Below are 25,328 nucleotides of genomic sequence, written 5' to 3' on the forward strand. Positions count from 1 at the left end.
CAACTAAATTAGTCTTTATGAATAACATCTAAGTCACCAAACTTACTTAATGCTCCTAAGAATGCCATCTTTACAGTTCCAACCGGACCATTTCTGTGTTTAGCCACTATACATTCTGCCATATTCTTATCTTCTGTTTCCTTATTGTAATACTCATCTCTATATAAAAACATAACAAGGTCAGCATCCTGCTCTATTGAACCTGATTCTCTTAAATCTGATAACATAGGCCTATGATCAGCTCTTTGTTCAGGTGCACGAGATAGCTGTGATAACGCTATTACAGGACACTCCATTTCCTTAGCTAATGCCTTAATAGATCTTGATATTTCGGATACTTCTTGTTGTCTATTTTCTGATGATGATCCTGACATTAATTGAAGATAGTCTATTAAAATAAGATCAATACCATATTCCATCTTAAGTCTTCTACACTTAGATCTCATCTCCATAACAGTTACACCTGCTGTATCATCAATATAAATTTTAGCTTTTGAAAGAGGACCTGTAGCTCTAGCTATGTTTTCCCAGTCCTTATCATCAAGATTACCAGTTCTCAATTTAAGCATATCAACATTTGCTTCAGAACATAGTAGCTTATATGCTAATTGTTCCTTAGGCATTTCTAAAGAAAATATTACTACACTCTTTCCCTCTCTTAATGCTGCGTTTTCTGCAATATTTAAAGCAAATGTAGTTTTCCCCATAGATGGTCTAGCTGCTATAAGAACCATATCTCCCTTTTGAAATCCTGATGTTTTTGCATCTAAATCAGTAAATCCAGAAGGAACACCAGTAATTTGTCCCTTGTTATTAAAAAGTCTTTCTATTTCTAGAAAACCTCTTTCAAGAACATCACTTAATGCTTCAAAGTCACTAGTACTCCTTTTTTCAGCTATATCAAATATTTTCTTCTCTGCAAGGTCTAAAACGCCTTCTACTTCACCCTGCTTATTATAACTATCTTCTATAATTGCAGTTGATGCTTTAATTAACCTTCTTAATATAGATTTTTCTTCCACTATTTTTATGTAAGATGATAAATTAGCTGTAGTTGGGACAGAAGAACTAACTTCTGTTATATATGTTACCCCACCAGCCTTTTCTAATTGATCTGTAGATTTTAGATACTCTAGAAGAGTAACTAAATCTACAGCCATGTCATTTTTAAACATTTCAAAAATTGATTTATATATTATCTTATGTCCATCTCTATAAAAATCGTCTTCTGTTAACTTTTCTGCCACTTGAGCAATAGCACTTTTATCAATTATCATTGATCCTATTACAGATTGTTCTGCCTCAATACTTTGTGGTAGACTTCTCATAACTGGAGCGTCCATTACATAACTCTCCTCCTAACTATTAAAATACAATACTCAATAATTCTTCTATATCGCCTACTGCCCTTACTTCTATATCTTTTAATCCCTTAGGAATCTCATTTTCATTATCCTTTGGAACTAAAACCAACTTAATTTCTTTTCTTCTTGCTCCATATATTTTCTCAAATATTCCTCCTACGGGCTTCACTTTACCTCTTAAGGATATTTCACCTGTTAAAGCAATATCTTGTCTTAAAGGCTTATCTAATAGAGCACTAATTACACACATAGTTATTGCTGCACCTGCTGATGGTCCATCTATTTTACCTCCACCAACAACATTTACGTGTATATCATAATCTCTAATATCTTTATCTGTAAACTTTCTAATTACTGATGCTGCATTATACACAGAGTCTTTTGCCATTGATCCAGCCGTTTCATTAAATCTAACTGTACCTGCACCCTTTTTCTTAGCAGTAAAAACTGCTGCCTCTATTTCTAAAGTAGAACCAAGGAATCCACTTACCCCAAGGCCATATATATGTCCAACCTCATATTCCTTTTCATCCTTGTTTCTTTCAAATGGTACATATCTTCCTATAGAAATTACTTCTTCTATGTCATTAAGCGTTATTTGTATATTATCTGTACTATTCGAATTATTCCTATATAAAGCAAAACCATATGCATCAGTTAATATATTTACAGCTTTTCTGCCTTCAATAGTATATCTACTTATTAATTCTGCTACCCCATCCTCTAGAGTAACACCTAACTTATTAGACGCATTTAAAACAATTTGTTCTATATCTCTAGATGATAGAGGTTCAAAATATACTTCAGTACATCTAGATCGTAGGGCTGGATTTAATTCTCCAGGTTCTCTTGTTGTTGCGCCTATTAAAACAAAATCTGCTGGAGCACCCTTATCAAATAAATACTTTATATACTTAGGAGTATTTTCATCATCTGGATCATAATAAGACGATGAAAACTCTACTCTTTTATCTTCTAATACTTTAAGTAACTTATTTTGAAGTATATTATCTAATTCTCCTATTTCATCTATAAATAATATTCCTCCATGTGCCTCTGTTACTAATCCTGGCTTTGGTTCAGGAACTCCAACATCAGCTAAATCTCTTTTACTTCCTTGATATATAGGATCATGTACAGAACCCAACAAAGGATTTGTTATTTCCCTTGGATCCCACCTTAATGTAGTCCCATCTACCTCTACAAATTTTGATTCATCATCAAATGGAGTAAAAGATAGTCTTCTAGCCTCTTCTAATGCTATTCTAGCTGCCGTTGTCTTACCTACACCTGGAGGTCCATATAAGATTATATGCTGTGGATATGGAGATGAAAGCTTTGATATTAATGATTTAATAGCTCTATCTTGACCTACTACTTCACTAAAATTTTCGGGTCTAAGAAAACTCATTATATTCTTATTTGTTTTCTTTTCATCTAAGTGAATTAACTCTTCATACTTTTTATTAGTCTTAGAATTTTCACTTCCCTTTTGCTTTTTAATAACAGATAAACGTACTTCATCTATATACTTTTCTTGCTTATCCATTATATTTTTTTCTACTTTAGCTTCAATTTGACTCTGAACATATTTACGCGCCAACTCTTCTGAAATCCAATCAACTGTATTTTCAATAGTATTATCCACTTCATCTTCAGATGGAATAGTATCTCTACCTTTTCCATCTGAAGCTATCATTTCTAATGCATATGCTCTCTCACATACATTTGGAGAATTAACATACTTTTGCAATTTATATTTTACAGTTCTTGCTCTTACTGCTCCTTGATCTAAAACATTATTTAAAATTTCAAATAATACATTAATCTGAGCTTCCTGAGTCAAGTCACCATTTAATACTTCTTTTAAGAAGTCTACTTCCTCATGAAACTTCAATATTACTCCTCCTTATTGTTGTGGAACAATAATAACTTTCATCTTTGTTGTTACTTCTGGATATAACTTAACTTCTATAGTATAACCTCCAGCAACCTTTATTGTTTCCATTACTATTTTTTTCTTATCTACTACTACCTTGTACTGTGTTTTTATTAATTCAGCAACATCTTTACTTGTAATTGCACCAAATAACTTTCCACTTTCACCTGTCTTAGCAGTTATTTTTATTTCTTTATCTTTTAATTCTGATGCTAACTTTTGAGCTGCTTCTAGCTCAGCTAACTTTTGTTTTCTTTCATTTTCCTTTTTATTATTTAAAATATGAAGATTTGAATCTGTTGCCTCTTGAGCTAATTTCCTAGGAAATAAATAGTTTCTTGCATATCCATCTGATGTATTAATTACATCACCTTTTTTACCTAACTTCTTAACATCTTGTAATAAAATTACTTGCATGTTATTCACCCACCTTTAAATGTTTTTTTATTGATTCTTCTAGTTTTTCAATTACTTCTTCTATTGTTAATCCAGACATCTTTGTGCCTGCTATATTCATGTGACCTCCACCTCCAAGTTCTTCTAATACAACTTGAACATTTATATCACCAACTGACCTTCCACTTATATAGATATCATCATTAATCTTAGCTAGAACAAAACCAGCTAAGATTCCAGATATATTTAACATCTCATCAGCCGATTTAGCTACTATTACTGTATCAACATTATCAGGACATACTGCTATAGCAGTATTATTACTTGGATTTACCTTAGCTGATTTTATAGTTTCTGCAATTAGTAAATAATCTTCTAGGTTATCAGTAAACATCTTCTTAACTTCTATTGTATCTGCACCAATATTCCTTAAAAAAGATGCTGCTTCAAAAGTTCTTACTCCTGTTTTAAAGGAGAATCCTTTTGTATCCATATATATTCCAGCTAAAAGTCCCTCTGCCTCAGTTTGAGTAAGCTTTGGGTCTTTCAACATATATTGAATCACTTCTGTTATCATTTCTGAAGTTGAAGAAGCGTAAACTTCTATATAATTTAGCAAAGCCCCTCCTATCATATCAGGACTTCTCCTATGATGATCTATTATAACCTTTCTCTTACTTTTTTCTATAAAATCTATATTCTCAACATAACTTCTATTGTGAACATCAACTACTATAACTAAATCATTATCATCTATATATCTATTAGCATCATCTAAAGATATAAAATAATCATTATATTTAACATCTCTTTTTAATCTATCTAGAAAATAATTTATAGGTACAGTATCATTTCCTAGTATTATACTACAATCTTTTCCTAATTGTCTTATTGTAGATGCTAACGCAACAGCTGAACCAAAGCAATCCATATCAGGATTCCTATGTCCTATTATATATATCTTTTCACTTTCATATATTAATTCTTTTAATGCATGAGATATTACCCTAGCTCTAACTCTTGTTCTCTTTTCAATCTCTTTTGTATTGCCACCAATTATCTTTATATTCTCATTATCTTTAATTACTACTTGATCTCCACCTCTACCCAATGCTAATTCCTTTGCAACGGTAGCAAAATTATCATTTTCTAAAGGAGATATCCCCCCTCTACCAACACCAATACTCAAAGTAACCTCTAATTTATTACCCTTATCTATTTTTGAAATTTCTTCTAAAATAGGGAATTTATTAGATATTTCTTTTTCAACGCTTTTATCATTTACTGATAAAACATATTTATTAGTATCATACTTCTTTATCATTGCATTTAATTTATGAGCATAGGCATTTATACATCTTTCTACTTCTGCTACAACTAAGGGTCTACTATTTTCTTCAGTAGTATCTAAAGCTTCATTTAAGTTATCAACTTCTATATGAACTATACTTTCCTTTGTCTTCTCTAAATCAAAAATATTGCTTATATCATTGAAATAAATAAGATAATACTCTTCACTGTTATTATTTAGCTTTGTACTATGAACATCATATACTTTTCCATCATATTTTAATCTTTGATGTGAATCTGCTTTATTTTCTAGTACTTTATCTAAACTTAGTCCTCTTGCAACACTTAAAATATTCTTATTTAATAATTCTTCCCTTTTTGCTATATCATTAAACCTTTCATTACTCCAGGCAATATCTCCTGTATTATTGATAAGCACAATAGGAAATGGTATATTACACATGTTATCTGATATTGATTTATTTATATCATCAATAAATTTTCTTTTATCATTATCTTTTCTCCAATACATCTGTAATAAATAAAAATTATTAATTAGAAAAATTAGAAATACTGCTGCTCCTATCATCTTATAATCATAGTACCAGAACAAAATAGATATTATAATTAAAGTCATAGGCTTAAGATATCTCTTTAATATTTCAGATTTGTTCATAAGCCAATTATCCTCCTAACAAAGATATCACTTTCTATTTTTTTCAATATAATTTTTTAAATTACTTAAACACTTTCCCTCTTTTTCAACTTCATCTTCCGCTCTAATTCCTAGTTCTAATTTTTCTTTCATTATATTGTCCACTTCAGAAAATGAATATCCTAACTTTTCTGCTAATACATATAATATTATTATTGCCCCAGATATGCACTCCAAAATTGCATTTTGTGCAACATTCGATCCTTTAGTTAATAATCTAAAAAATTCTCCTATGATACATATTAATTGAGCCTTTAAATTCTCTATTATCTTTACATTTGCCATTATGTTAAGTTCTTTATATTTCATGGAACTCACCTCTTTTATCCTTGTATATATATTTTATGTTTTTTTAAGGAGTATTTCAAGGTTAGCTCATAGCTTTTACCATATTTTTCACTAATTCCTTCATTTAACAAAAAAGAAGCCTTAAAGCTTCTTTAATAATAATAAAACCTCTGATATTACTCAGAGGTTTCTGTTCACTATTACTCAGTTGTGAATGGTAATAATGCTATGTTTCTAGATCTCTTTATCGCATCTGTTAATTGTCTTTGGTGCTTAGCACATGTTCCAGATATTCTTCTTGGAAGAATCTTTCCTCTTTCTGTAACATACTTTCTTAACTTAGCAACATCTTTATAATCGATGCTTTCAGCCTTATCTACGCAAAAAGCACAAACTTTTCTTTTAGATCTTCTCATCTTACCGTTTGGTCTTCTAACATCTTTCATTTATGTTTCCCTCCTTACCTTGAAATTTAGAATGGCATATCTCCATCATCTACTGGAGTAATGTCATCATTGAAACTCAAGTCACCGAATGAATCGTTATTTCCTTGAGCTGAATAATTAGAATTTGAATTTCCATATCCACCATTGTTAAATGAATCTGCATTATCTCTAGCTCCGTTTCCAGAACCAATGAACTCAAAACTTTCTACAGCAACATCTGTAGTATATCTTTTAGTTCCATCTTGAGCATCATAGCTACCTGTTCTTATACTTCCAGTAACAGCTATTTGTCTACCCTTCGTAAGATATTGAGATATCGTTTCTGCTGTTTTACCAAATGCAACGCAATTAATAAAATCAGTTTCATCTTTCTTGAATTGTCTATTTACAGCCACAGTAAATCTACCTATAGCCATTCCGCTACCAGCTGCAAATCTCAATTCAGGATCTTTTGTAAGTCTTCCAATAAGAATAACCTTATTCATTACAATACCTCCTATTAAGCTTCTTCTTTAACAATAATGTGTCTGATAACTCCATCAGTAATTCTAAAAATTCTGTCTAATTCTCTTGGTAATTCAGTGTTAGCAGTAAAGTTGATTAATGTGTAGTAACCTTCGTTTACCTTAGCAATTTCGTAAGCAAGCTTTCTCTTACCCCAGAAATCTACATTTTCAACAGTTCCACCACCATTTTCAATAACACCCTTAAACTTTTCAATAGTAGCCTTTACAGCTTCTTCTTCAAAAGATGGGTTTAGTATGAATATAGTTTCGTACTTTCTCATCTATTTCACCTCCTCCCCTCGGACTAACGGCTGTACTTTGTACAGCAGGGATTACAATTTATTATTTTATCATTTATTTTTTAAAATTTCAAGTTTTTTTATTTTTCTACACTTTCTATTATTTTCTTAGCACCTTTTACGAATTTACTTCTAGATAACATTATTATTCTTCCACATCCAGTACATTTTATTTTTATATCTGCACCTAATCTTATTATTTCAAAATTATGGTTACCACAAGGATGTTGTTTTTTCATTTCTACTATATCTCCAAGATTAAATGTTTCTATCATTATTTATCCCCTTCCTTATTTACTAATTGCGTTTTTGGATATGGTATTTCTATACCTTCTTCATCTAACACCTTTTTTACTCTCTTCCTTAGTTCCCTTTCAGCTTCCCATTGCTTTAATGGTTTTGTCTTTCCTATTATTCTTATTGTGACACTTGATGCATTAAGAGAATTCACACCTAAAACTTCTATTGGCTCTACTATATTTTCATTTTCATTTTTATACTTATTACATACATTTGTTATAACATTAATAGCATTATCTATATCTTCTTCATAAGAAATATCAACATCAACAATAAATCTAATATTACCTCTAGAATGATTTGTAACTTGATTTATAGTACCATTTGGAATCAAATGAACATCTCCAGAAAAATCTCTAATAACAGTAGTCCTTATTCCTATAGTCTCCACAATTCCTGAAAAAGTTCCTATAGTAACATGATCTCCAACTCCATACTGATCTTCAAACAATATAAAAAATCCATTAATTATATCCTTAACTAGACTCTGTGCTCCAAAACCAAGTGCGAAACCACCAACACTTGCCATAGCTACTGATATACCATTAAATGCATCTGAAAGTATTAAAGCTGCCCCTATAAAATAAGTCATATATTTTAATACACTTTTTAAAACTTCACCTATAGTTTTTGCTTTTTGGTTATCCATAGAAAACCGTGCATTACTTTCAATTTGTTTTTTTACAAATTTATTAATTAATCTGTTACCTATTTTTATAGTTATATACATTAATAGAATAATGATAACTATTCTAATTCCTTTATTAACTATATTTTCAATATCACTCATATCGATAGATATACCTTTTCCTATATCTAAACTTCCATCTCCCAAACTCACCTTAAAAAGTGCTGAAAACATCTAATCAACTCCTATTTCATAAACTTAAATCCATCCTTATCCTTCATATAAATATTTTTATAATTTACTAATTTTCTTTCTATCACATTACTTAACAACTCTTCACTTTCAATTCTTGTACACATTCCACAACTTTGAGTTATTGAGGTTGGTGTTGGCATTACTCTAAACTCAATATTTTCATTAGTAAGATTCTTTTCTGCTTCCATTGCATCATGTGTATTTTTATATACTATAATATAATATTTCATATTTACCTCCACTATACTTTATCTTTTAATTAATATTATATATAATTTTTATAATTTATAAAGTTTAGTATAATATTTAGTAGTTATTTATTTTTTTATTATTTTATAATATTATAAAAATTACTAAACTTATTTTAGAAGGTGGTTTATATGGAAGTTTACTTAGACAATGCAAGCACATCTTTTCCAAAACCTAAAGTTATGGCAGATGCAATGTATGATTATATAATTAATGTTGGTGGCAATTCTGGTAGAGGTAATTATTCAAATTCTTATGAATCTAACAAGCTAATACTTCTTACTAGGGAAAAAATAGCAGATTTTTTTAATTATAATAAAAGTGAGAATGTAATTTTCACTAATAACATCACTTCTTCTTTAAACATTTTAATTAAAGGTATCTTAAAACAAAATGACCACGTTATTTCAACAACTTTAGAACACAACTCTGTCTTAAGACCATTATTTGAATGTTCTAATTTACTTAACGTTAATGTTGATTTAGTTAATTCATCAAAAGATGGTTTTATAAATCCTATTGATATAAAGAATAAAATTAATAAGAATACTAAATTAGTAATAATTTCACATGCTTCTAACGTTGTTGGATCTATTCAAAATATCGAAGAAATCGGAGCTATATGTAAAGAAAATAATATATTTTTTATAATAGATACCGCTCAAACTGCAGGAATGATAAAAGTAGATATGCAACGATGTAATGCTAATGCCATTGCATTTACTGGGCATAAAAGCTTATTAGGACCACAAGGAATTGGAGGATTTATTATTGATGACTCATTAAATGATGAATGTTCTTCAATCCTTAGTGGAGGAACAGGAAGCTTGTCTCATTCTCTTAATCAACCAAACTTTTTACCTGATAAATTTGAATGTGGAACTTTAAATTCACCTGGAATAGTAGGCTTATCTAATTCAATTGATTTTATAAATAAGGAAGGTCTTGAAACTATCTATTCTAAAAACTTTTATCTAAGATCAAAACTTTATGAAGGTATGCTTAATATTGATGGTATAAAATTATATGGAAACACTGATTTTTCTAAATACACAACTTGTATATCTTTTAATTATAAGAGCTTTGACCCTGCTGAAGTTTCATACTTTTTAGAATGCAATGGTATAAAAACTCGTTCAGGACTTCATTGTGCGCCTCTAGCTCATAAATCCATAGAATCTTATCCAGGTGGTACTATAAGATTTAGTCTTGGCTATTTTAATACAGAAGAAGAAATTGATTATACATTATCAATATTAAATAATATAAATATTTAACACATGTATATTGAACCTCCTCTTTGGAAATAATTCCAATAAAGGAGGTTTTTTATGAATACTGATTTTTATATAGATTCATTGTCTCCAAATTCATATGAAAATATTAGAGACTATTTATATAATGAACTTAAACCCATTATAAAAGATAAAAGACCTATAATCTTTTTATGTATAGGAACTGATAGATCTACTGGTGATTCACTTGGGCCGCTTATAGGATATAAACTTCAATTTTTAAAAAGAAAAAATTTTTATATATATGGAAGTTTGGAGAATCCTGTTCATTCAAAAAATATTGAAACAATTCTCCAACGAATCCAAGAAAACTTTGAAGATCCCTTTATAATAGCTGTAGATGCATGTCTAGGAAGCTTTCAAAATGTAGGTAAAATAGCTATAAAAAAAGAACCTCTACTTCCAGGCTCTGCTTTGAATAAAAATCTACCATCTGTTGGTAACATGAGCATAACTGGTATAGTAAACATATCAGGTAGCTTTGAATTTATGGTTTTACAAAACACTAGACTATATACAGTTATGGCACTTGCTGATTCTATAGCAAATGGAATATATCACTTTATTTTAAAAAGTGTAGGTGGAAAAAAATCAAATGACTTTCTATCAAAAGATGTATCAAAATAAAATTGGACGAGATTTACTCGTCCAATTTTATTTCTTTTTCGTATTATATTTATTAATAGCTTCGTTTAAAACACATATTTCTTCCTCTGATAAATCATATCTTGATATTCCTTTATCAATTGGTTTTGCATATGTAGTACTTTCATTTCTTCCATATATTCCTGTTAGTATTATTCCATCATTATTGTCATCTAATATTGCAACAGAAAAACTCAAATCGCTTCCTACATCCTCAAATGCCTTATATCTCATTATAGCAACTTTTTGAACGCAATCCTTCATTCTTGTTAGAATAAATTCACACTTTTCTAAAACTTTCTCAGAGTTACTATTTGCGCTTTCAATTTTATCTAATTGAGATATTATTAACTCCTCTAAATTTTTATTGTTAGTTCCTCTCATAAACTTTCTATATCTATTTTCAAGCTTACCTAATGACTTAAATAATATAATTACTAATATGAATAATAATAAAATTATTATCCCCATTCCACCTATTATATAAGGTATAAATTCATTTATACTACTTATTAAACTTTCCACTCCATGTCATCCTTTCAGTATAATGTTTCACGTGAAACATTATAAGTTGATAATATCTAAAATTCTTTCTAAATCTTCTTCTGAATAGTATTCTATTTCTATCTTACCTTTATTCTTCTTACTACTTAAATTAACTTTCGTTCCAAAGTAATTCTGTAATCTATCTCTAACATCCTTATAATAAGGATTTAGTTCTTCTTTCTTCTCACTTCTCTCTGATTTTAAAGAAATATTTCTAATAAGTTTTTCAAGTTCTCTGACAGATAACTTCTCATCGATAACTTTTTGAGAATAAATATATTGTAAATCACCATCTTCTAGCGATAATAAAGCTCTTCCATGACCCTCACTTATAATTCCATCAATAACATATTGTTGTACTCTACTATCTAGGTTAATTAACCTTATTGTATTAGTAATAGCTGTTCTTGACTTACCAATTCTTTTACTTAACTCTTCTTGAGTTAAGTCAAAATCTGATAATAATTTTTTATAAGCTAAAGCTTCTTCTATTGGATTTAAATCTTGTCTTTGAATATTTTCAATTAAGGAAATTTCTAATACTTGCTTTTCAGTTAAATCCATTACTATAGCAGGAACTTCCTTAAGCCCAACCATCTTAGCAGCTCTCCATCGTCTTTCACCTGCTACTATTATATATCCGCCATCATTTTCTTTTAAAATTAAAGGTTGTATAATTCCATGGTTTTTAATAGATTCAGCTAACTCTGCTATCTTTTCATTATCGAAAGACTTTCTAGGTTGATCTATATTACTCTTGATCTTATTTAATGAAATCATTAACTTTCCTTCATTATCTTCATTAATTTCATCTGGTATAAGAGCCCCTAGGCCCTTACCTAAAGCAAACTTTTTGTTCATTTACACCACCCTATTACTTTTGCCTTTCTAAAAACTCTTTTGTAAAATTTAAATATGATTCTGCACCTTTACACTTTTCATCATACAACATTATTGGCAGACCAAAGCTAGGCGCTTCAGCTAATCTAATATTTCTAGGAATAGTAATATTAAAAACTTTTTCTCCAAAATACTTTTCTACTTCTTTATAGACTTCATTACTTAAATTAGTTCTAAAATCAAACATAGTCATTAATACACCTTCAATTGTAAGATTTTTATTTAATGACTTTTTAACTAGTTGAATTGTATTGATAAGTTGACCTACACCCTCTAATGCGTAAAATTCACATTGAATAGGAATTAAAACCGAGTTACTTGCAGTTAATGCATTTATAGTTAATATTCCTAGTGAAGGAGGACAATCAATAAAAATAAAATCATAGTTATCTTTTACTTCTGATATCTTATCTATCAATATCTTTTCTCTATAATTTCTTTCAATCATCTCAACTTCTGCTCCTGCTAATTCCATAGTAGAAGGAGCTATATGTAAATTTTGAACTAGATCACTCTTTAAAATAACATCTTTTAGAGATGTATCAGACGTCAATACATCATACATAGATAACTCAAGGTTTCTCTTATCTAACCCTAGACCACTTGTCGTATTGCCTTGGGGATCTATATCTATGGTTAAAACTTTATAACCTTCCATAGCTAAATATGCACATAAATTAATGTTTGTCGTTGTTTTCCCTACTCCACCTTTTTGATTAAAAATACATATTACCTTCATATAAAGCTCTAATCTATAGAGCCTACACCCCCTTTCATAATATTATTATATATTTAATTATGTAATATTAAAAGAAATTTTATATAAAAAGAACTCCTATTTAAAAAAATAAGAGTTCTCTTATTAAAATATTTACTTTTTTCCTTTTGGTATATTTACAGTTATTTGAATATACTCTTCACTTTCATTAAACTTATAGTTTGCTGGAATGTTAAATTTATCAAAAACTTGTTTTATAGTATTTACATATAATTTAGCAGGAAAAATTGATTTAACATTTTTATTTTTAGAGTTTAAAGACTTACCAGCTAATTTAAGTAATTCTTTATTAATTAATTCCTCTGTTTTCTTCACATTCAATCCATTCTTTATAACTTTTTCAATTATCTTTAATTGTAACTTCTCATCAGTAACACTTAATAATGCTCTTGCATGTCTTTCTGTTAACGAATTTTCAAGACATAAACCTCTAACTTGTGGTGATAACTTTAATAATCTTAATTTATTAGCCACAGTTGATTGTTTTTTCCCCATTTTAGAGGCAATTTCTTCTTGTGTGAAATTATGATCATTCATTAAATTATAATATGCTTCTGCTTCTTCAATATAATTTAAATCTTCTCTTTGTAAATTTTCTAATAAAGCAATTTGTGCTGACTGCGTATCTGTTATATCTACCAATGTACAAGGAACCTCTCCTAAACTAGCCAACTTAGCTGCTCTCAATCTTCTTTCTCCAGCCACTAATTCATAAATATCCCCACGTTTTCTAACTGTTAGAGGCTGTATTATTCCATGTTCCTTTATAGATTGGGATAATTCTATTAATGCCACCTCGTCAAAAAACCTTCTTGGCTGATATGTATTAGGAATTATATCATTAACATTTATCTTTAATATTTCTTTGCTCATAAATTCAACACATCCTTAAACTTAAATACTTTTTTGTCTATTTATAGATTTCTATATATATGTATATTTTCCTTCTTTTTACATTTATTTTTTGTAAGACAAATTTTTATTAAATTATTCATATAACATCATTTTATTTAAGAGGCTTCTTTGTTACCATTCCGGCTTTCCTAGGAAACGACATAGGACAGTCTTTTATTTTATTAACTACTACAATATTATGTTTTAATTCTGTATCTTCAATGTCTACTTTTATCACATCTTGTAACTTACCGCCTAAAGTTCCAATAGCATTTCTGCTTTGATTTAACTCTTCTTCAACCAACGGCCCCTTTAAAGCCACAAAACTACCTCCTACTTTTACAAAAGGAAGGCAGAATTCTGATAAAACTGTCATATTAGCAACAGCTCTTGAAGTGGCTATATCGAATTTTTCTCTCAAATCTCTATTTTTACCACCATCTTCAGCTCTAGAATGTATTGTTACTACATTTGTTAATTCTAATTCTCTAACTACTAAATTAAGAAAATTAATTCTTTTATTCAATGAATCTAATAATGTTATTTTTTTATTTTCATCCATTATAGCAATTGGTAATCCAGGAAATCCAGCTCCTGTTCCTACATCAATTATAGTCTTCGCACTTTTTATTTCGTTACTTTTAAATATTTTTATACAGTCAATAAAGTGTTTTTTTATAAATTCTTCATCATCTAATATTGCTGTTAGATTAACTTTTTCATTCCATTCCTGTACCAATCTCATATATTTTATAAATTTATTATATTTATCTTCATTAAAAGTCATTCCAACGTCTTGTGACGCTCTTTCCATTAATTCATAAAAACTCATTTTTACCTCCTGAGTTTATTTTTTTTCTTTATTATAATGATGTTCTAGATATATTAATAAAACTGATATATCTGCCGGAGATACTCCAGATATTCTAGAAGCTTGACCAATACTTATCGGTCTTATATTATTTAGTTTTTGCATTGCTTCTACTCTTAATCCTCTAACATTATTATAATCTATATCTAATGGCAATATCTTCTTTTCAAACTTACTAAATTGTTTTACTTGCTCTAATTGGCTATTAATATATCCTTCATACTTTGCGATAATATTAATCTGTTCTCCTATTTCATCTCTTAATTCTGGTCTATCTGTGTCTAGTTGTTTAAGCGAAAAATAATCTAATTCTGTTCGCTTTATTAATTCATAGAAAGATATAGGTTTTCTTAATTCTGCTGAATTTAAAGAATTTAAGAATTCATTTACTTCTCTTTTATTTGTAATTTTTAATTCTTTAATTCTGTTAATCTCATTTTCTATAATGCTTTGCTTTTCTCTAAATCTATTAATTCTTTCATCTGTAACTAAACCTATCTTATAACCTTTTTCAGTTAATCTAAAGTCGGCATTATCTTGTCTTAATAAAAGCCTATATTCAGCTCTAGAAGTCATCATTCTATAAGGCTCATTAGTTCCTTTTGTAACTAAATCATCAATTAAAACACCTATATAAGCATCAGATCTCGTTAGTATAAAAGGCTCTTCACCTTTTATCTTTAGTGCTGCATTTATACCAGCAATCAAACCTTGGGCAGCAGCTTCTTCATATCCAGAGCTACCATTTAACTGACCAGCTCCATATAGACCTTGAATATTCTTAAATTCTAGTGTTGGCTTTAGCTGCGTAGGATCTATTGAATCATATTCAATAGCATATGCTGTTCTCATTATCTCTACATTTTCTAGCCCCGGTATAGTTTTTAACATTTTTACTTGAACATCTTCAGGTAAAGACGAACTCATACCACCAACATACATTTCTAAAGTATTTTCACCTTCTGGCTCAATAAATATCTGATGTTGTTTTTTATCAGGAAATCTCATTACTTTATCTTCAATTGATGGACAATATCTAGGTCCTACACCTTCAATACTTCCATTATACATAGGAGATCTTGAAATATTTTCATTTATAATTCTATGAGTTTCTTCATTAGTATAAGTAAGATAACAAGAAATTTGTTCTCTATCAACATTATCATTCATAAATGAAAATGGTACTATCTTTTTATCTCCTCCCTGTTCAATCATCTTAGAAAAATCAACTGAACGCTTATTTATTCTTGCTGGTGTTCCAGTTTTGAATCTTCTTAGACTTATACCTAAATCTATTAATGATTGAGATAAATCATTAGCTGGAAAAAGTCCATTTGGCCCACTACTATAGCTTACATCTCCAATTATTACTCTTCCTTTTAGATATGTACCAGTAGCTAATACTACAGCTTTACATTTAAATATAGCACCATTTTTTGTAACTACACCTGTTACTTTATTATCTTCTATTATTAATTCAATTACTTCCAACTGTCTTACTTGAAGATTTTTTGTATCTTCCATAATTCTTTTCATTCTATTTTGATATTTCAACTTATCAGCTTGTGCTCTTAATGAATGAACTGCTGGACCCTTAGATGTATTTAACATTCTAGATTGTATGAACGTTTCATCAATATTCATTCCCATTTCTCCACCTAATGCATCAATCTCTTTAACTAAGTGTCCTTTTGCTGTTCCACCTATATTAGGATTACAAGGCATCATTGCAATTGAATCTAAACTAATAGTACACATTAATGTATTTAACCCTAATCTCGCACATGCTAAAGCAGCTTCACACCCTGCATGCCCTGCACCTACAATAACAATATCAAATTCACCTGCATTATATTTCATAATAACTTACTCCTACTTTCCACAACAAAAATCTTTAAATATTTTATTTACTAAATCTTCTTCTAACTCAGATCCTGTTATTTCACCTAATGCTTTTAGAGATGCAGTTACATATATTGAAATTAAATCTAAAAATTCATTTGTTTTAACTTTTTCATAAGCAGTTTCACAATTTTCTAAAGCCCTATATAAAGCTTGCTTATGCCTATTATTAGAAATAATTAAACTTTCTGTACTTACACTACCACTAAAGAACATCTCTTTTATTTTTTCTTTTAAATTATCTAATCCAATTTCTTCTTTAGCTGATACATATATTTTATTATTTAAATCTTCAATTTCTTTTTCACTTATCTTATTCTCTAAATCCACCTTATTTAGAAGAGCAATATAATTTTTATCAATAATAGAACTTATTATCTTCCTATCCTCTTCTTCTAATTCTCTGGATGTATCAAGCATTAAAATTACAAGATCTGCTTCATTTATTTTTTCTCGCGATTTTTCTACACCTATCTTTTCTACAATATCATCAGTTTCTCTAATTCCAGCCGTATCCGTTATCCTTATTGGAATACCATCTAAACTTATAAATTCTTCAATTACATCTCTAGTTGTTCCCGGTATATCTGTAACAATTGCTCTTTTTTCTTTTAATAACGCATTTAATAATGATGATTTACCCACATTTGGTTTTCCAACTATAGCCAAACTTAAACCATCTCTTATAATTCTACCCTCATCTGCATTTTTTAATAAATAATGCATTTTATCTATTGCTTTTTTTATTTCACTCTCAACTTTAATAGGTATATCAGGATCTATTTCTTCTTCATCTTCTGTAAAATCAACAGCATATTCTATTAAGGCCAATGTATTAAGCATATATTCTCTTAATTTATTTATTTCCTTAGATAGAGCACCTTCATGTTGTAGCATAGCAGATTTCATAGATAAATCTGTTTTTGCTCTTATAATATCCATAACAGCTTCTGCTTGGCTTAAATCTATTCTCCCATTTAAAAATGCCCTTTTTGTAAATTCTCCTGGCTCAGATAATCTTGCACCAGCCTTAATTACTTCTTCCAGAACCTTATTTGTAGATATAACACCACCATGGCAATTAATTTCTATTACGTCTTCTGCTGTAAAGCTCCTAGGCCCCTTCATAAAACTTATTATAACTTCATCTATAGTATCTTTATTATTAATATCTTTTATATATCCATATCGCATAGTATAAGACTTCATATCATCCATACTCTTACCGTTTTTAGCACAAAAAATCTTATTAACTATTTCTTTAGATTTATCGCCTGATACTCTTATAATAGATATTCCACCTTCACCAATAGGTGTAGCTATACCACAAATAGTATCGAATTCTTTCATTAACTAACCTCCTAAATTTTATACTTTTAAGTATTATAACCGAATTTGACTAATATACATTTTACATAACTATATTTAATTAGTCAAAATTAAAAGAAATCCAAATATGTTTTTCAACTTCTATTTAAAGAAAGATATTACTTTCTAACTTATATACTATATAAATTTTCAATCTTTAATCTTTATAATATAAATTTCATTATCAATTTTCTCCATAATCTATACATAATAAACTTTTCAAATTTAAAGAATAAAAAACCTTTATGAGATATATACTAATCACATAAAGGTTTAATTATTTAAATAGATATTTATTTTTTAGGTTTAATATCAACAACTACTCTTCTATAAGGTTCTTCTCCTTCACTATATGTGAATATTCCTTCCTTATCTTGTAAAGCTGAATGTATTATTCTACGTTCATATGGATTCATAGGTTCTAATTTATATGCTCTACTAATCTTTTTTACTTTATAAGCTGTTTTCTCAGCAACCCTTTTAAGAGTCTCTTCTCTTTTTAATCTATAATTTTCAACATCTAATACAACTCTTTTATAAGGAATTTCATGATTCTTATTTATTACTAATGATAGTAGATATTGAAGAGAATCTAAAGTCTCACCCCTATAGCCAATTACATTTCCCATCTTAATACCTTCTAAATCAATTTTGATTGTATTACCTTCTTCTGTAATTTTTATTTGAGGTTCAATTCCCATAGAATTTAAAACATTCACTAAAAATTCTTTTGCATTATCGATATAATTTTTCTTTAAAGAAACTACTAACTTTGCAGGTTTTGATCCAATAAAATTAAATAACCCCTTAGAACCCTCATCTATTACTTCGTATTCAATTTCATCCTTAGATACATTTAACTTTTGTAAGGCTTTAGCTATTGCATCATCTACGTTTTTTCCAGTAACTTCAATAGATTTCATACCCTATTCACCCACCTCTAAATTATAAATTCTACTTTTTCTTTTTCTTATTTTTCTTTTTCTTACTAGCTTTATTAGAATCTTCATAATCTGGCATAACAAACTTAGGCGTTCTTGAAGCTTCTTTTTCAGCTTCAACTGCTTCAACCGCTCTTTTTTTCTGCATAGCTGGTCTATAGTTTATAAAATAAGTTGTTATTAATTGAATTACACCACCTAATACCCAGTAAATTACAAGTAGTGATTGAAATCTTAATGCCATAAATCCCATCATTAACGACATAACTATATTCATAGTTCCCATATTCATACCACCTTCAGCTGCCGGAGCTGATTTAGTCATTAAATATGATGGTAAGTATGTTGTTAAAGCAGCAAGTATAGGTAATATAAAGAATGGATCTGGAGCACCTATATTACTAATCCATAAAAACGATCCTGTTGGATTTATAGAATAGAAAACTCCGTAAAGAGCCATAAGTATTGGAAGTGGTAATAAGGCTGGTAAACATCCACCAGTCATACTAACATTATTCTCTTTATAAACTCTCATTAACTCCATGTTTTGCTTTTGAGGATCATTTTTATATTTATCTTGTATTTTTTTAATTTCAGGTTGAACCTCTTGCATTTTTTGTGTAGATCTGGCTGATTTAATATTAAAAGGTAATAAACATAATCTAATCAATATTGTTAATAATGTTACTGCCAATACATATTGATATCCTTCATTAGTTACTCCTAATCCCTTTACAAGATTTAAAAAGAAATTAAATATAACTGTAAAGAATTTCGTTATTGGTTCAAAAATGGTCAACATCCTATAAAATTCCTCCTAAATTCAAAATATTATTTAACAGGGTCAAAGCCACCCTTACTAAAAGGATTACATCTCAAAATACGCCAAAGAGCCATTATTCCACCTTTAACAACTCCATATCTTTCAATTGCTTCTAAAGCATATTGAGAACAAGTAGGTATATATTTACACTTTGGTGGACTCATTGGCGAAATATTTCTTCTATAAAATTTTATTAGACTTAATACTAATTTTTTCATTATTATATAAGCCAGCTTTCTTCAATAAATTGTCCATAGCATTTTCCACTTCATTGAAATTCTTATCTTTTAACTTTGTTCTTGCAACAAAAACAAGATCATATCCTTTATTTAGATACTCATCTTTAAATCTATAATTTTCATAAATCAATCTTTTGCTTCTACTTCGTATAACGCTATTTCCAACTTTTTTACTAACAGAAATCCCCACTTTATTATATAGGTTTCCTTCGTTATCTTTATTCATTTTATTTTTAAAAACATATAGTACTAACAAACTATTAGCAAAAGATTTCCCACGTCTATAAATAAAGCGAAACTCCAAATTTTTCTTCAATCTATATATCATAGGTATTTCTATTCTCCTTTTTTTCTGCCATTTGCAGAAAAAAGGCCACAATTGCGGCCCTTATGCTGTTAATTTCTTTCTACCTTTTTGTCTTCTTCTCTTAAGAACGTTTCTTCCTGATAGAGTGCTCATTCTCTTTCTGAAGCCGTGCTCTTTCTTTCTTTGTCTCTTTTTAGGTTGATATGTCATGAACATTGTAAAAATGCACCCCCTTCAATAGTAATTTTTATAGTAAAAACTATACTACTCGATTTTTATGTTACTTATTAATTATATATATATGATGATAAAGTGTCAAGAATCTAGTTATTTGTAGATAGTTGGAAAACAAAATAGTTTTTTTGTGGATAACTTATTGAATATCTATATTCTAGTATGATATTATTAAATTAAACTGTGAATAATATGTTATTAACTCAATTTTATCCACAGCTGTGGACAAAATTGTTGATAACTTGTTTAGATATTGTTAGTTTTTACATACATATTGTATTATTACTATAAAATTCAGACTTTATACAAAAAATATTATGTGTATAAGTTATATAATTATAAATTGTGGATAAATCAAATTTACTTTTACTTTTTATAAATTTATAAACATGTTAATAATATAAGGTGAATTTATCAACATAATATAAGTTATCAACATTACTTGTATATATGTTGTTATTTTATTGTTAATAAGTAAGTTAAAATTTTTTTTATTTTATTTGGAGGATTTATATATGGATGCTGATTTAAAAAAATTATGGGACCAAACACTTACTATTATAAAAGCTGAAATGAGTGAAGTTAGCTTTAATACTTGGATAAAAAGTTGTGAGCCTATATCTATTTCAAATGATACTATTAGGATTAGTGTACCAAACTCCTTTACCCAAGATATATTAGAAAAAAGATATAAGGATTTAGTAGCTAACTCAATCAAATCAATTTGTTCAAAATTATATAAAATAGAATTCTTAATAGCTTCAGATATAAAATCAGATGAAACATCCAAAGAAGATACTCCTGAACTAAAGAAAAATAAGGCTGTATTAATCAGTGATGAACTATCAACTACACTGAATCCAAAATATACATTTGATTCATTCGTAATTGGTAATAGTAATAGATTTGCACATGCTGCATCTTTAGCTGTTGCAGAAGCACCTGCTAAAGCATATAATCCTTTATTTATTTATGGAGGAGTAGGATTAGGAAAAACTCACTTAATGCATGCAATAGGTCACTATATATTAGATAGTAATCCAAATGCACGAGTAGAGTATGTTTCATCAGAAAAATTTACAAACGAATTAATAAATGCAATTAAGGATGATAAAAATGAAGAATTTAGAAATAAGTATAGGAATGTTGATGTACTTTTAATAGATGATATTCAATTTATTGCAGGAAAAGAAAGAACTCAAGAAGAGTTTTTCCATACTTTTAATGCACTACACGATGCAAATAAACAAATTATATTATCTTCTGATAGACCACCAAAAGAAATTCCTACTTTAGAAGATAGGTTAAGATCACGTTTTGAATGGGGATTAATTGCAGATATACAAGTACCAGACTTTGAAACAAGAATGGCAATATTAAAAAAGAAAGCAGATGTAGAGAAATTAAATGTAGCAAATGAAGTTATGGTCTACATAGCTACAAAAATAAAATCAAATATAAGAGAACTTGAAGGTGCATTAATAAGAATAGTAGCTTATTCTTCGCTAACTAATAAGGAAATTACAGTTGATTTAGCTTCAGAAGCATTAAAAGATATAATATCTAAAAAACAAGGCAAGAATATTACAATAAGCATAATTCAAGATATTGTTGCAAGCTACTTTAATCTTCGAATAGAAGACCTAAAATCACAAAGAAGAACTAGAAATATAGCTTATCCAAGACAAATAGCTATGTATTTAAGTAGAAAACTTACCGATATGTCTCTGCCTAAAATAGGTGAAGAATTTGGTGGTAGAGATCATACTACAGTTATACATGCTTACGAAAAAATATCAGAAAATCTTAATACGGATGAAAGTTTACAACACACTATAGAAGATATTACAAAGAAATTGACTCAAAATTAATTAACAACTGTACATAATAACTTTATAATATCTTGTGGATAACTATTTCAAAAGAAATCTATTGTTTATTTTGTGGATAAGTATATTAATTTGTTACTACCTTATCCACACTATTTTTTTATAACTTTTCTACTATTTATAAGGGTTAGACCTACTTTTCAACAAATCCACAGCACCTACTACTATTATTACTAAATTTAAATTATATATCTATATTTATATAAATAATTATGTTATCAACAGAGGAGGTTATTTTTTATGATAATTATATGTAATAAACAGAAACTGCAAGATGGTATATCAATATGTCAAAAAGCTATTACTGGAAAATCAACAATGCCTATATTAGAAGGTATATATATTAATGCTACAAAAGAAGGAATTACACTTATAGGATCAGATATAGATGTCTGTATCGAAACAAAAGTTGATGCAGATGTATTAGAAGAAGGAAAAGTTGTAATAGATTCAAAAATATTTGGAGAAATAATAAGAAAATTACCTAACTCTGATGTAAGAATCGAAATAATTCAAGATGATACAGTTCAAATAACATGTGAAAAATCTGTATTTAATGTTGTATTTATGAATGCAGATGAATTCCCTTCAATTCCTAAGTTAGATATAGCAAAAGAGTTAAAGGTTTCTCAAAGTATATTAAAAAATATGATAAAAAGCACTTCATTTGCTATTGCCCAAGATGAAACTAGACCTATACTTCAAGGAATATTATTTGAGGTGAAAGAAAAAAAATTAAATCTTGTTGCTTTAGATGGATATAGAATGGCTATAAAAACAGAATATTTAGATAATGATTTTGATATTGAAGTTGTTATTCCAGGTAAGACTTTGAATGAAGTATCTAAAATACTAGAAGATATTGAATCTATAGTAAATATAACTTTTACTAATAATCATATCTTATTTGATTTAGGAGAAACTAAAATAATATCAAGATTACTAGAAGGTAAATATGTAAATTATTTATCTCTATTACCTCAAGAACATAAGTTATTAATTAATGTTAATAGGCAAGAATTACAAAATGGAATAGAAAGAGCTTCTCTTATGGCTAAGGAAGGAAATAGTAATTTAGTAAAGTTAGAGATGAATGAAGAAAGTATAATTATCACATCTAATTCTCAATTGGGAAAAGTAAGAGAAGAAGTAACTGCAAATATGCAAGGAGACCCAATACAAATTGCATTTAATTCTAGATATATAATTGATGTTCTGAAGAATATGGAAGATGATAATGTGCAAATAGAAATGACTTCAAGCGTAAGCCCATGCGTTATAAAGGGGAAAGAAGCTGAATCATATAAATATTTAGTTTTACCAGTTAGATTAATTAGATAGGAGGATGCATAAATAATAAGTTTTTATGCAATGAATATGAATAAAATATTAATTAATACTGATGTAATTAAATTAGATGCATTTTTGAAGTGGAGTGGTATTGCTTCATTAGGATCTGAAGCTAAGTTATATATTCAAGATGGTCTAGTTAAAGTAAATGGTGAAATATGCCTACAAAGAGGAAAAAAGTTAAAACGTGGAGATATAATTTCATTTAATCAAGAAGAGTATGAAATTGTATAATTATATCAATATAAGCTTTTAGGCTAGTATTGTGATATAATTGAATGGGTGCATGTAGATGTTTATAAAAAAGCTTATGTTATTAAACTATCGAAATTATAAAAATGTAAATATAGATTTTAGTAGAAATGTTAATGTTTTTATGGGGGATAACGCTCAGGGAAAAACAAATATCTTAGAATCTATATATTATTGTGGATTAGCTAAATCACATAGAACTTCGAAAGATAGAGAATTGATTAATTGGAATGAAGACGGTGCATATATAAGTCTAAATATTGGTAAAGAACGATTAGATAAAAGAATAGATATAAATATACTTAAAGATGGAAAAAAGGCAATAAAAGTTAATTCAATAAAGATTAATAAGATTGGAGAATTATTTGGTACTTTTAATGTTGTTATGTTTTCACCAGAAGATTTAAAAATAATAAAAGAATCTCCTGGGATTAGACGTAGATTTATAGACATGGAGTTATGTCAAATAAATAATAGATATTACTACAATCTTGTACAATATAATAAGGTGCTTAACGAGAGAAATACTCTGTTAAAAAATCGTAAAATAACAGACGATATGCTAGATATATATGATGAGCAATTAGTTAATTTTGGAGAATACATAGTAAATGAGAGGCTAAAATACATAGAAAAGTTAAATTACTATGGTGCTGAAATTCATAAAGATATAACTTTAAATAAAGAAAATATAGAATATATATACATATCGTCAATAAAAGAGTTTAACAATAATATTAATGATGAATTTAAAGAAAAGTTTAGAAGTTGTTTAATTAAGAACAGAAAAAGAGATAAGGAGAAAGGAATAACTACAGTTGGTCCTCATCGAGATGATTTTATGGTACTGATTAATAATATAGATACAAAAAGCTATGGATCACAAGGGCAACAAAGAACAGCTGTTTTAACTATGAAATTCTCTTCTCTAAAAATAATAAAAGAGATAACTGGTGAATACCCTGTGCTTTTATTAGATGATGTTCTTTCAGAACTTGATTTTAATAGAAAAAAATATATATTAAGTACTATTAATAATATACAAACTATAATTACATGTACTGGAATTAGTGATATATGTGAATATCTAGATAATGAATCTAAAATTTTTAAAGTGCAAGAGGGACATATCTCTAGCTAAAGGAGGCAAAATTTATGTTTCTACATTTAGGAGAAAACGTAGTTGTTCCTATAAAAGATGTTATAGGAATATTTGATCTACAAACTACAATGTATAGTTCAGATACAATACAATTTCTAAGGTTAGCTGAAGAAGATGGATTTGTTGAACGAATAACTAAAGAAAGACCAAAGTCATTTGTTATAGCAGAAGTAAATAAGATGAGTAAAGTTTATCTTTCACCAATTTCATCATCTACTTTAACAAAGAGAACTGGAATGGATTATAATCCTTAACTC

The 25,328-nt window shown here is 28.4% G+C and carries 30 protein-coding genes; 7 read left to right on the forward strand and 23 right to left on the reverse strand.

Annotated elements, in window-relative coordinates; translation table 11 throughout:
• Positions 1 to 8: 8 nt before the first annotated feature.
• The 11 genes from DR024_RS17300 to DR024_RS17350 all read right to left on the reverse strand — a co-directional run bounded on the left by DR024_RS17300 (position 9) and on the right by DR024_RS17350 (position 8,656).
• Positions 9 to 1,343 carry a replicative DNA helicase gene (locus tag DR024_RS17300; RefSeq protein ID WP_027099012.1) on the reverse strand — a complete coding sequence of 445 codons (1,335 nt, stop codon included), beginning with the start codon at positions 1,341 to 1,343 and terminating at the stop codon, positions 9 to 11.
• 22 nt (positions 1,344 to 1,365) lie between these two features.
• Positions 1,366 to 3,261 (reverse strand): Lon family ATP-dependent protease, encoded by a 1,896-nt coding sequence (lonC, locus tag DR024_RS17305; RefSeq protein ID WP_027099013.1) that lies wholly within the window; start codon positions 3,259 to 3,261, stop codon positions 1,366 to 1,368.
• Positions 3,262 to 3,273: 12 nt separating this feature from the next.
• Positions 3,274 to 3,720, reverse strand: coding sequence for a 50S ribosomal protein L9 (rplI, locus tag DR024_RS17310; RefSeq protein ID WP_027099014.1), 447 nt, complete (start codon positions 3,718 to 3,720; stop codon positions 3,274 to 3,276).
• Between the two features lies 1 nt (position 3,721).
• Complete coding sequence (locus DR024_RS17315) at positions 3,722 to 5,665, reverse strand: DHH family phosphoesterase (RefSeq protein WP_027099015.1); 1,944 nt, start codon at positions 5,663 to 5,665, stop codon at positions 3,722 to 3,724.
• Between the two features lie 27 nt (positions 5,666 to 5,692).
• Positions 5,693 to 6,013 (reverse strand): MazG-like family protein, encoded by a 321-nt coding sequence (locus DR024_RS17320; RefSeq protein WP_027099016.1) that lies wholly within the window; start codon positions 6,011 to 6,013, stop codon positions 5,693 to 5,695.
• 179 nt (positions 6,014 to 6,192) lie between these two features.
• Positions 6,193 to 6,438 (reverse strand): 30S ribosomal protein S18, encoded by a 246-nt coding sequence (rpsR, locus tag DR024_RS17325; protein WP_027099017.1) that lies wholly within the window; start codon positions 6,436 to 6,438, stop codon positions 6,193 to 6,195.
• Positions 6,439 to 6,464: 26 nt separating this feature from the next.
• Positions 6,465 to 6,923: a single-stranded DNA-binding protein gene (locus DR024_RS17330; protein WP_027099018.1), complete on the reverse strand. Its 459-nt coding sequence runs from the start codon at positions 6,921 to 6,923 to the stop codon at positions 6,465 to 6,467.
• Positions 6,924 to 6,937: 14 nt separating this feature from the next.
• A complete protein-coding gene (gene rpsF, locus DR024_RS17335; protein WP_027099019.1) occupies positions 6,938 to 7,225 on the reverse strand; it encodes a 30S ribosomal protein S6 in 288 nt (95 codons plus the stop codon).
• A gap of 98 nt (positions 7,226 to 7,323) precedes the next feature.
• The gene (locus DR024_RS17340) at positions 7,324 to 7,518 is read right to left on the reverse strand and encodes a DUF951 domain-containing protein (protein WP_027099020.1); all 195 of its coding nucleotides are present in this window, start codon (positions 7,516 to 7,518) and stop codon (positions 7,324 to 7,326) included.
• Positions 7,518 to 8,405: a mechanosensitive ion channel family protein gene (locus DR024_RS17345; RefSeq protein WP_027099021.1), complete on the reverse strand. Its 888-nt coding sequence runs from the start codon at positions 8,403 to 8,405 to the stop codon at positions 7,518 to 7,520. The genes DR024_RS17340 and DR024_RS17345 overlap by 1 nt, the downstream gene beginning before the upstream one ends.
• A gap of 11 nt (positions 8,406 to 8,416) precedes the next feature.
• Positions 8,417 to 8,656: a putative Se/S carrier protein gene (locus DR024_RS17350; protein ID WP_027099022.1), complete on the reverse strand. Its 240-nt coding sequence runs from the start codon at positions 8,654 to 8,656 to the stop codon at positions 8,417 to 8,419.
• Between the two features lie 150 nt (positions 8,657 to 8,806).
• Between DR024_RS17350 and DR024_RS17355 the strand changes: the two genes are divergently transcribed.
• Entirely contained in the window at positions 8,807 to 9,952 is a 1,146-nt protein-coding gene (locus DR024_RS17355) for an aminotransferase class V-fold PLP-dependent enzyme (protein ID WP_065254779.1), read from the forward strand.
• A gap of 54 nt (positions 9,953 to 10,006) precedes the next feature.
• Positions 10,007 to 10,597, forward strand: coding sequence for a spore protease YyaC (yyaC, locus tag DR024_RS17360; RefSeq protein ID WP_111919373.1), 591 nt, complete (start codon positions 10,007 to 10,009; stop codon positions 10,595 to 10,597).
• 27 nt (positions 10,598 to 10,624) lie between these two features.
• Here the strand turns inward: yyaC and DR024_RS17365 are convergent, their stop codons facing one another.
• The 12 genes from DR024_RS17365 to rpmH all read right to left on the reverse strand — a co-directional run bounded on the left by DR024_RS17365 (position 10,625) and on the right by rpmH (position 20,400).
• Positions 10,625 to 11,140 carry a DUF4446 family protein gene (locus DR024_RS17365; protein WP_111919375.1) on the reverse strand — a complete coding sequence of 172 codons (516 nt, stop codon included), beginning with the start codon at positions 11,138 to 11,140 and terminating at the stop codon, positions 10,625 to 10,627.
• Between the two features lie 39 nt (positions 11,141 to 11,179).
• A complete protein-coding gene (locus DR024_RS17370; protein ID WP_027099026.1) occupies positions 11,180 to 12,022 on the reverse strand; it encodes a ParB/RepB/Spo0J family partition protein in 843 nt (280 codons plus the stop codon).
• 13 nt (positions 12,023 to 12,035) lie between these two features.
• Entirely contained in the window at positions 12,036 to 12,800 is a 765-nt protein-coding gene (locus tag DR024_RS17375) for a ParA family protein (RefSeq protein WP_027099027.1), read from the reverse strand.
• A gap of 132 nt (positions 12,801 to 12,932) precedes the next feature.
• The gene (gene noc, locus DR024_RS17380) at positions 12,933 to 13,712 is read right to left on the reverse strand and encodes a nucleoid occlusion protein (protein WP_027099028.1); all 780 of its coding nucleotides are present in this window, start codon (positions 13,710 to 13,712) and stop codon (positions 12,933 to 12,935) included.
• A 133-nt stretch (positions 13,713 to 13,845) separates the two neighbouring features.
• Positions 13,846 to 14,565, reverse strand: coding sequence for a 16S rRNA (guanine(527)-N(7))-methyltransferase RsmG (rsmG, locus tag DR024_RS17385; protein ID WP_027099029.1), 720 nt, complete (start codon positions 14,563 to 14,565; stop codon positions 13,846 to 13,848).
• Positions 14,566 to 14,580: 15 nt separating this feature from the next.
• On the reverse strand, positions 14,581 to 16,464 hold the full coding sequence (gene mnmG, locus DR024_RS17390) for a tRNA uridine-5-carboxymethylaminomethyl(34) synthesis enzyme MnmG (RefSeq protein ID WP_027099030.1): 1,884 nt from the start codon (positions 16,462 to 16,464) through the stop codon (positions 14,581 to 14,583).
• A gap of 12 nt (positions 16,465 to 16,476) precedes the next feature.
• Complete coding sequence (mnmE, locus tag DR024_RS17395; RefSeq protein ID WP_027099031.1) at positions 16,477 to 17,856, reverse strand: tRNA uridine-5-carboxymethylaminomethyl(34) synthesis GTPase MnmE; 1,380 nt, start codon at positions 17,854 to 17,856, stop codon at positions 16,477 to 16,479.
• A 311-nt stretch (positions 17,857 to 18,167) separates the two neighbouring features.
• Positions 18,168 to 18,797 (reverse strand): RNA-binding cell elongation regulator Jag/EloR, encoded by a 630-nt coding sequence (gene jag, locus DR024_RS17400; protein ID WP_099314366.1) that lies wholly within the window; start codon positions 18,795 to 18,797, stop codon positions 18,168 to 18,170.
• Between the two features lie 31 nt (positions 18,798 to 18,828).
• Positions 18,829 to 19,608, reverse strand: a complete 780-nt coding sequence (gene yidC / locus DR024_RS17405; RefSeq protein WP_423236505.1) for a membrane protein insertase YidC — start codon at positions 19,606 to 19,608, stop codon at positions 18,829 to 18,831.
• 38 nt (positions 19,609 to 19,646) lie between these two features.
• On the reverse strand, positions 19,647 to 19,856 hold the full coding sequence (yidD, locus tag DR024_RS17410; RefSeq protein WP_027099034.1) for a membrane protein insertion efficiency factor YidD: 210 nt from the start codon (positions 19,854 to 19,856) through the stop codon (positions 19,647 to 19,649).
• Positions 19,819 to 20,205, reverse strand: a complete 387-nt coding sequence (gene rnpA, locus DR024_RS17415; RefSeq protein WP_099314368.1) for a ribonuclease P protein component — start codon at positions 20,203 to 20,205, stop codon at positions 19,819 to 19,821. The genes yidD and rnpA overlap by 38 nt, the downstream gene beginning before the upstream one ends.
• Positions 20,206 to 20,265: 60 nt before the next feature.
• Positions 20,266 to 20,400, reverse strand: a complete 135-nt coding sequence (gene rpmH / locus DR024_RS17420; protein ID WP_027099036.1) for a 50S ribosomal protein L34 — start codon at positions 20,398 to 20,400, stop codon at positions 20,266 to 20,268.
• A gap of 533 nt (positions 20,401 to 20,933) precedes the next feature.
• Here rpmH and dnaA point away from each other — a divergent pair.
• From dnaA to remB, 5 genes are all read left to right on the forward strand, one after another.
• Positions 20,934 to 22,289, forward strand: coding sequence for a chromosomal replication initiator protein DnaA (gene dnaA / locus DR024_RS17425; RefSeq protein WP_027099037.1), 1,356 nt, complete (start codon positions 20,934 to 20,936; stop codon positions 22,287 to 22,289).
• Positions 22,290 to 22,547: 258 nt separating this feature from the next.
• Positions 22,548 to 23,648, forward strand: coding sequence for a DNA polymerase III subunit beta (gene dnaN / locus DR024_RS17430; protein ID WP_027099038.1), 1,101 nt, complete (start codon positions 22,548 to 22,550; stop codon positions 23,646 to 23,648).
• Positions 23,649 to 23,684: 36 nt separating this feature from the next.
• Entirely contained in the window at positions 23,685 to 23,891 is a 207-nt protein-coding gene (locus DR024_RS17435; RefSeq protein WP_027099039.1) for an RNA-binding S4 domain-containing protein, read from the forward strand.
• A 58-nt stretch (positions 23,892 to 23,949) separates the two neighbouring features.
• On the forward strand, positions 23,950 to 25,050 hold the full coding sequence (gene recF / locus DR024_RS17440; RefSeq protein WP_027099040.1) for a DNA replication/repair protein RecF: 1,101 nt from the start codon (positions 23,950 to 23,952) through the stop codon (positions 25,048 to 25,050).
• A gap of 14 nt (positions 25,051 to 25,064) precedes the next feature.
• Positions 25,065 to 25,325 carry an extracellular matrix regulator RemB gene (gene remB / locus DR024_RS17445; protein WP_027099041.1) on the forward strand — a complete coding sequence of 87 codons (261 nt, stop codon included), beginning with the start codon at positions 25,065 to 25,067 and terminating at the stop codon, positions 25,323 to 25,325.
• The last annotated feature ends 3 nt before the right edge of the window (positions 25,326 to 25,328 follow it).

The sequence above is a fragment of the Clostridium paraputrificum genome, assembly GCF_900447045.1.
GTDB classification, from domain to species: Bacteria; Bacillota; Clostridia; order Clostridiales; family Clostridiaceae; genus Clostridium; species Clostridium paraputrificum.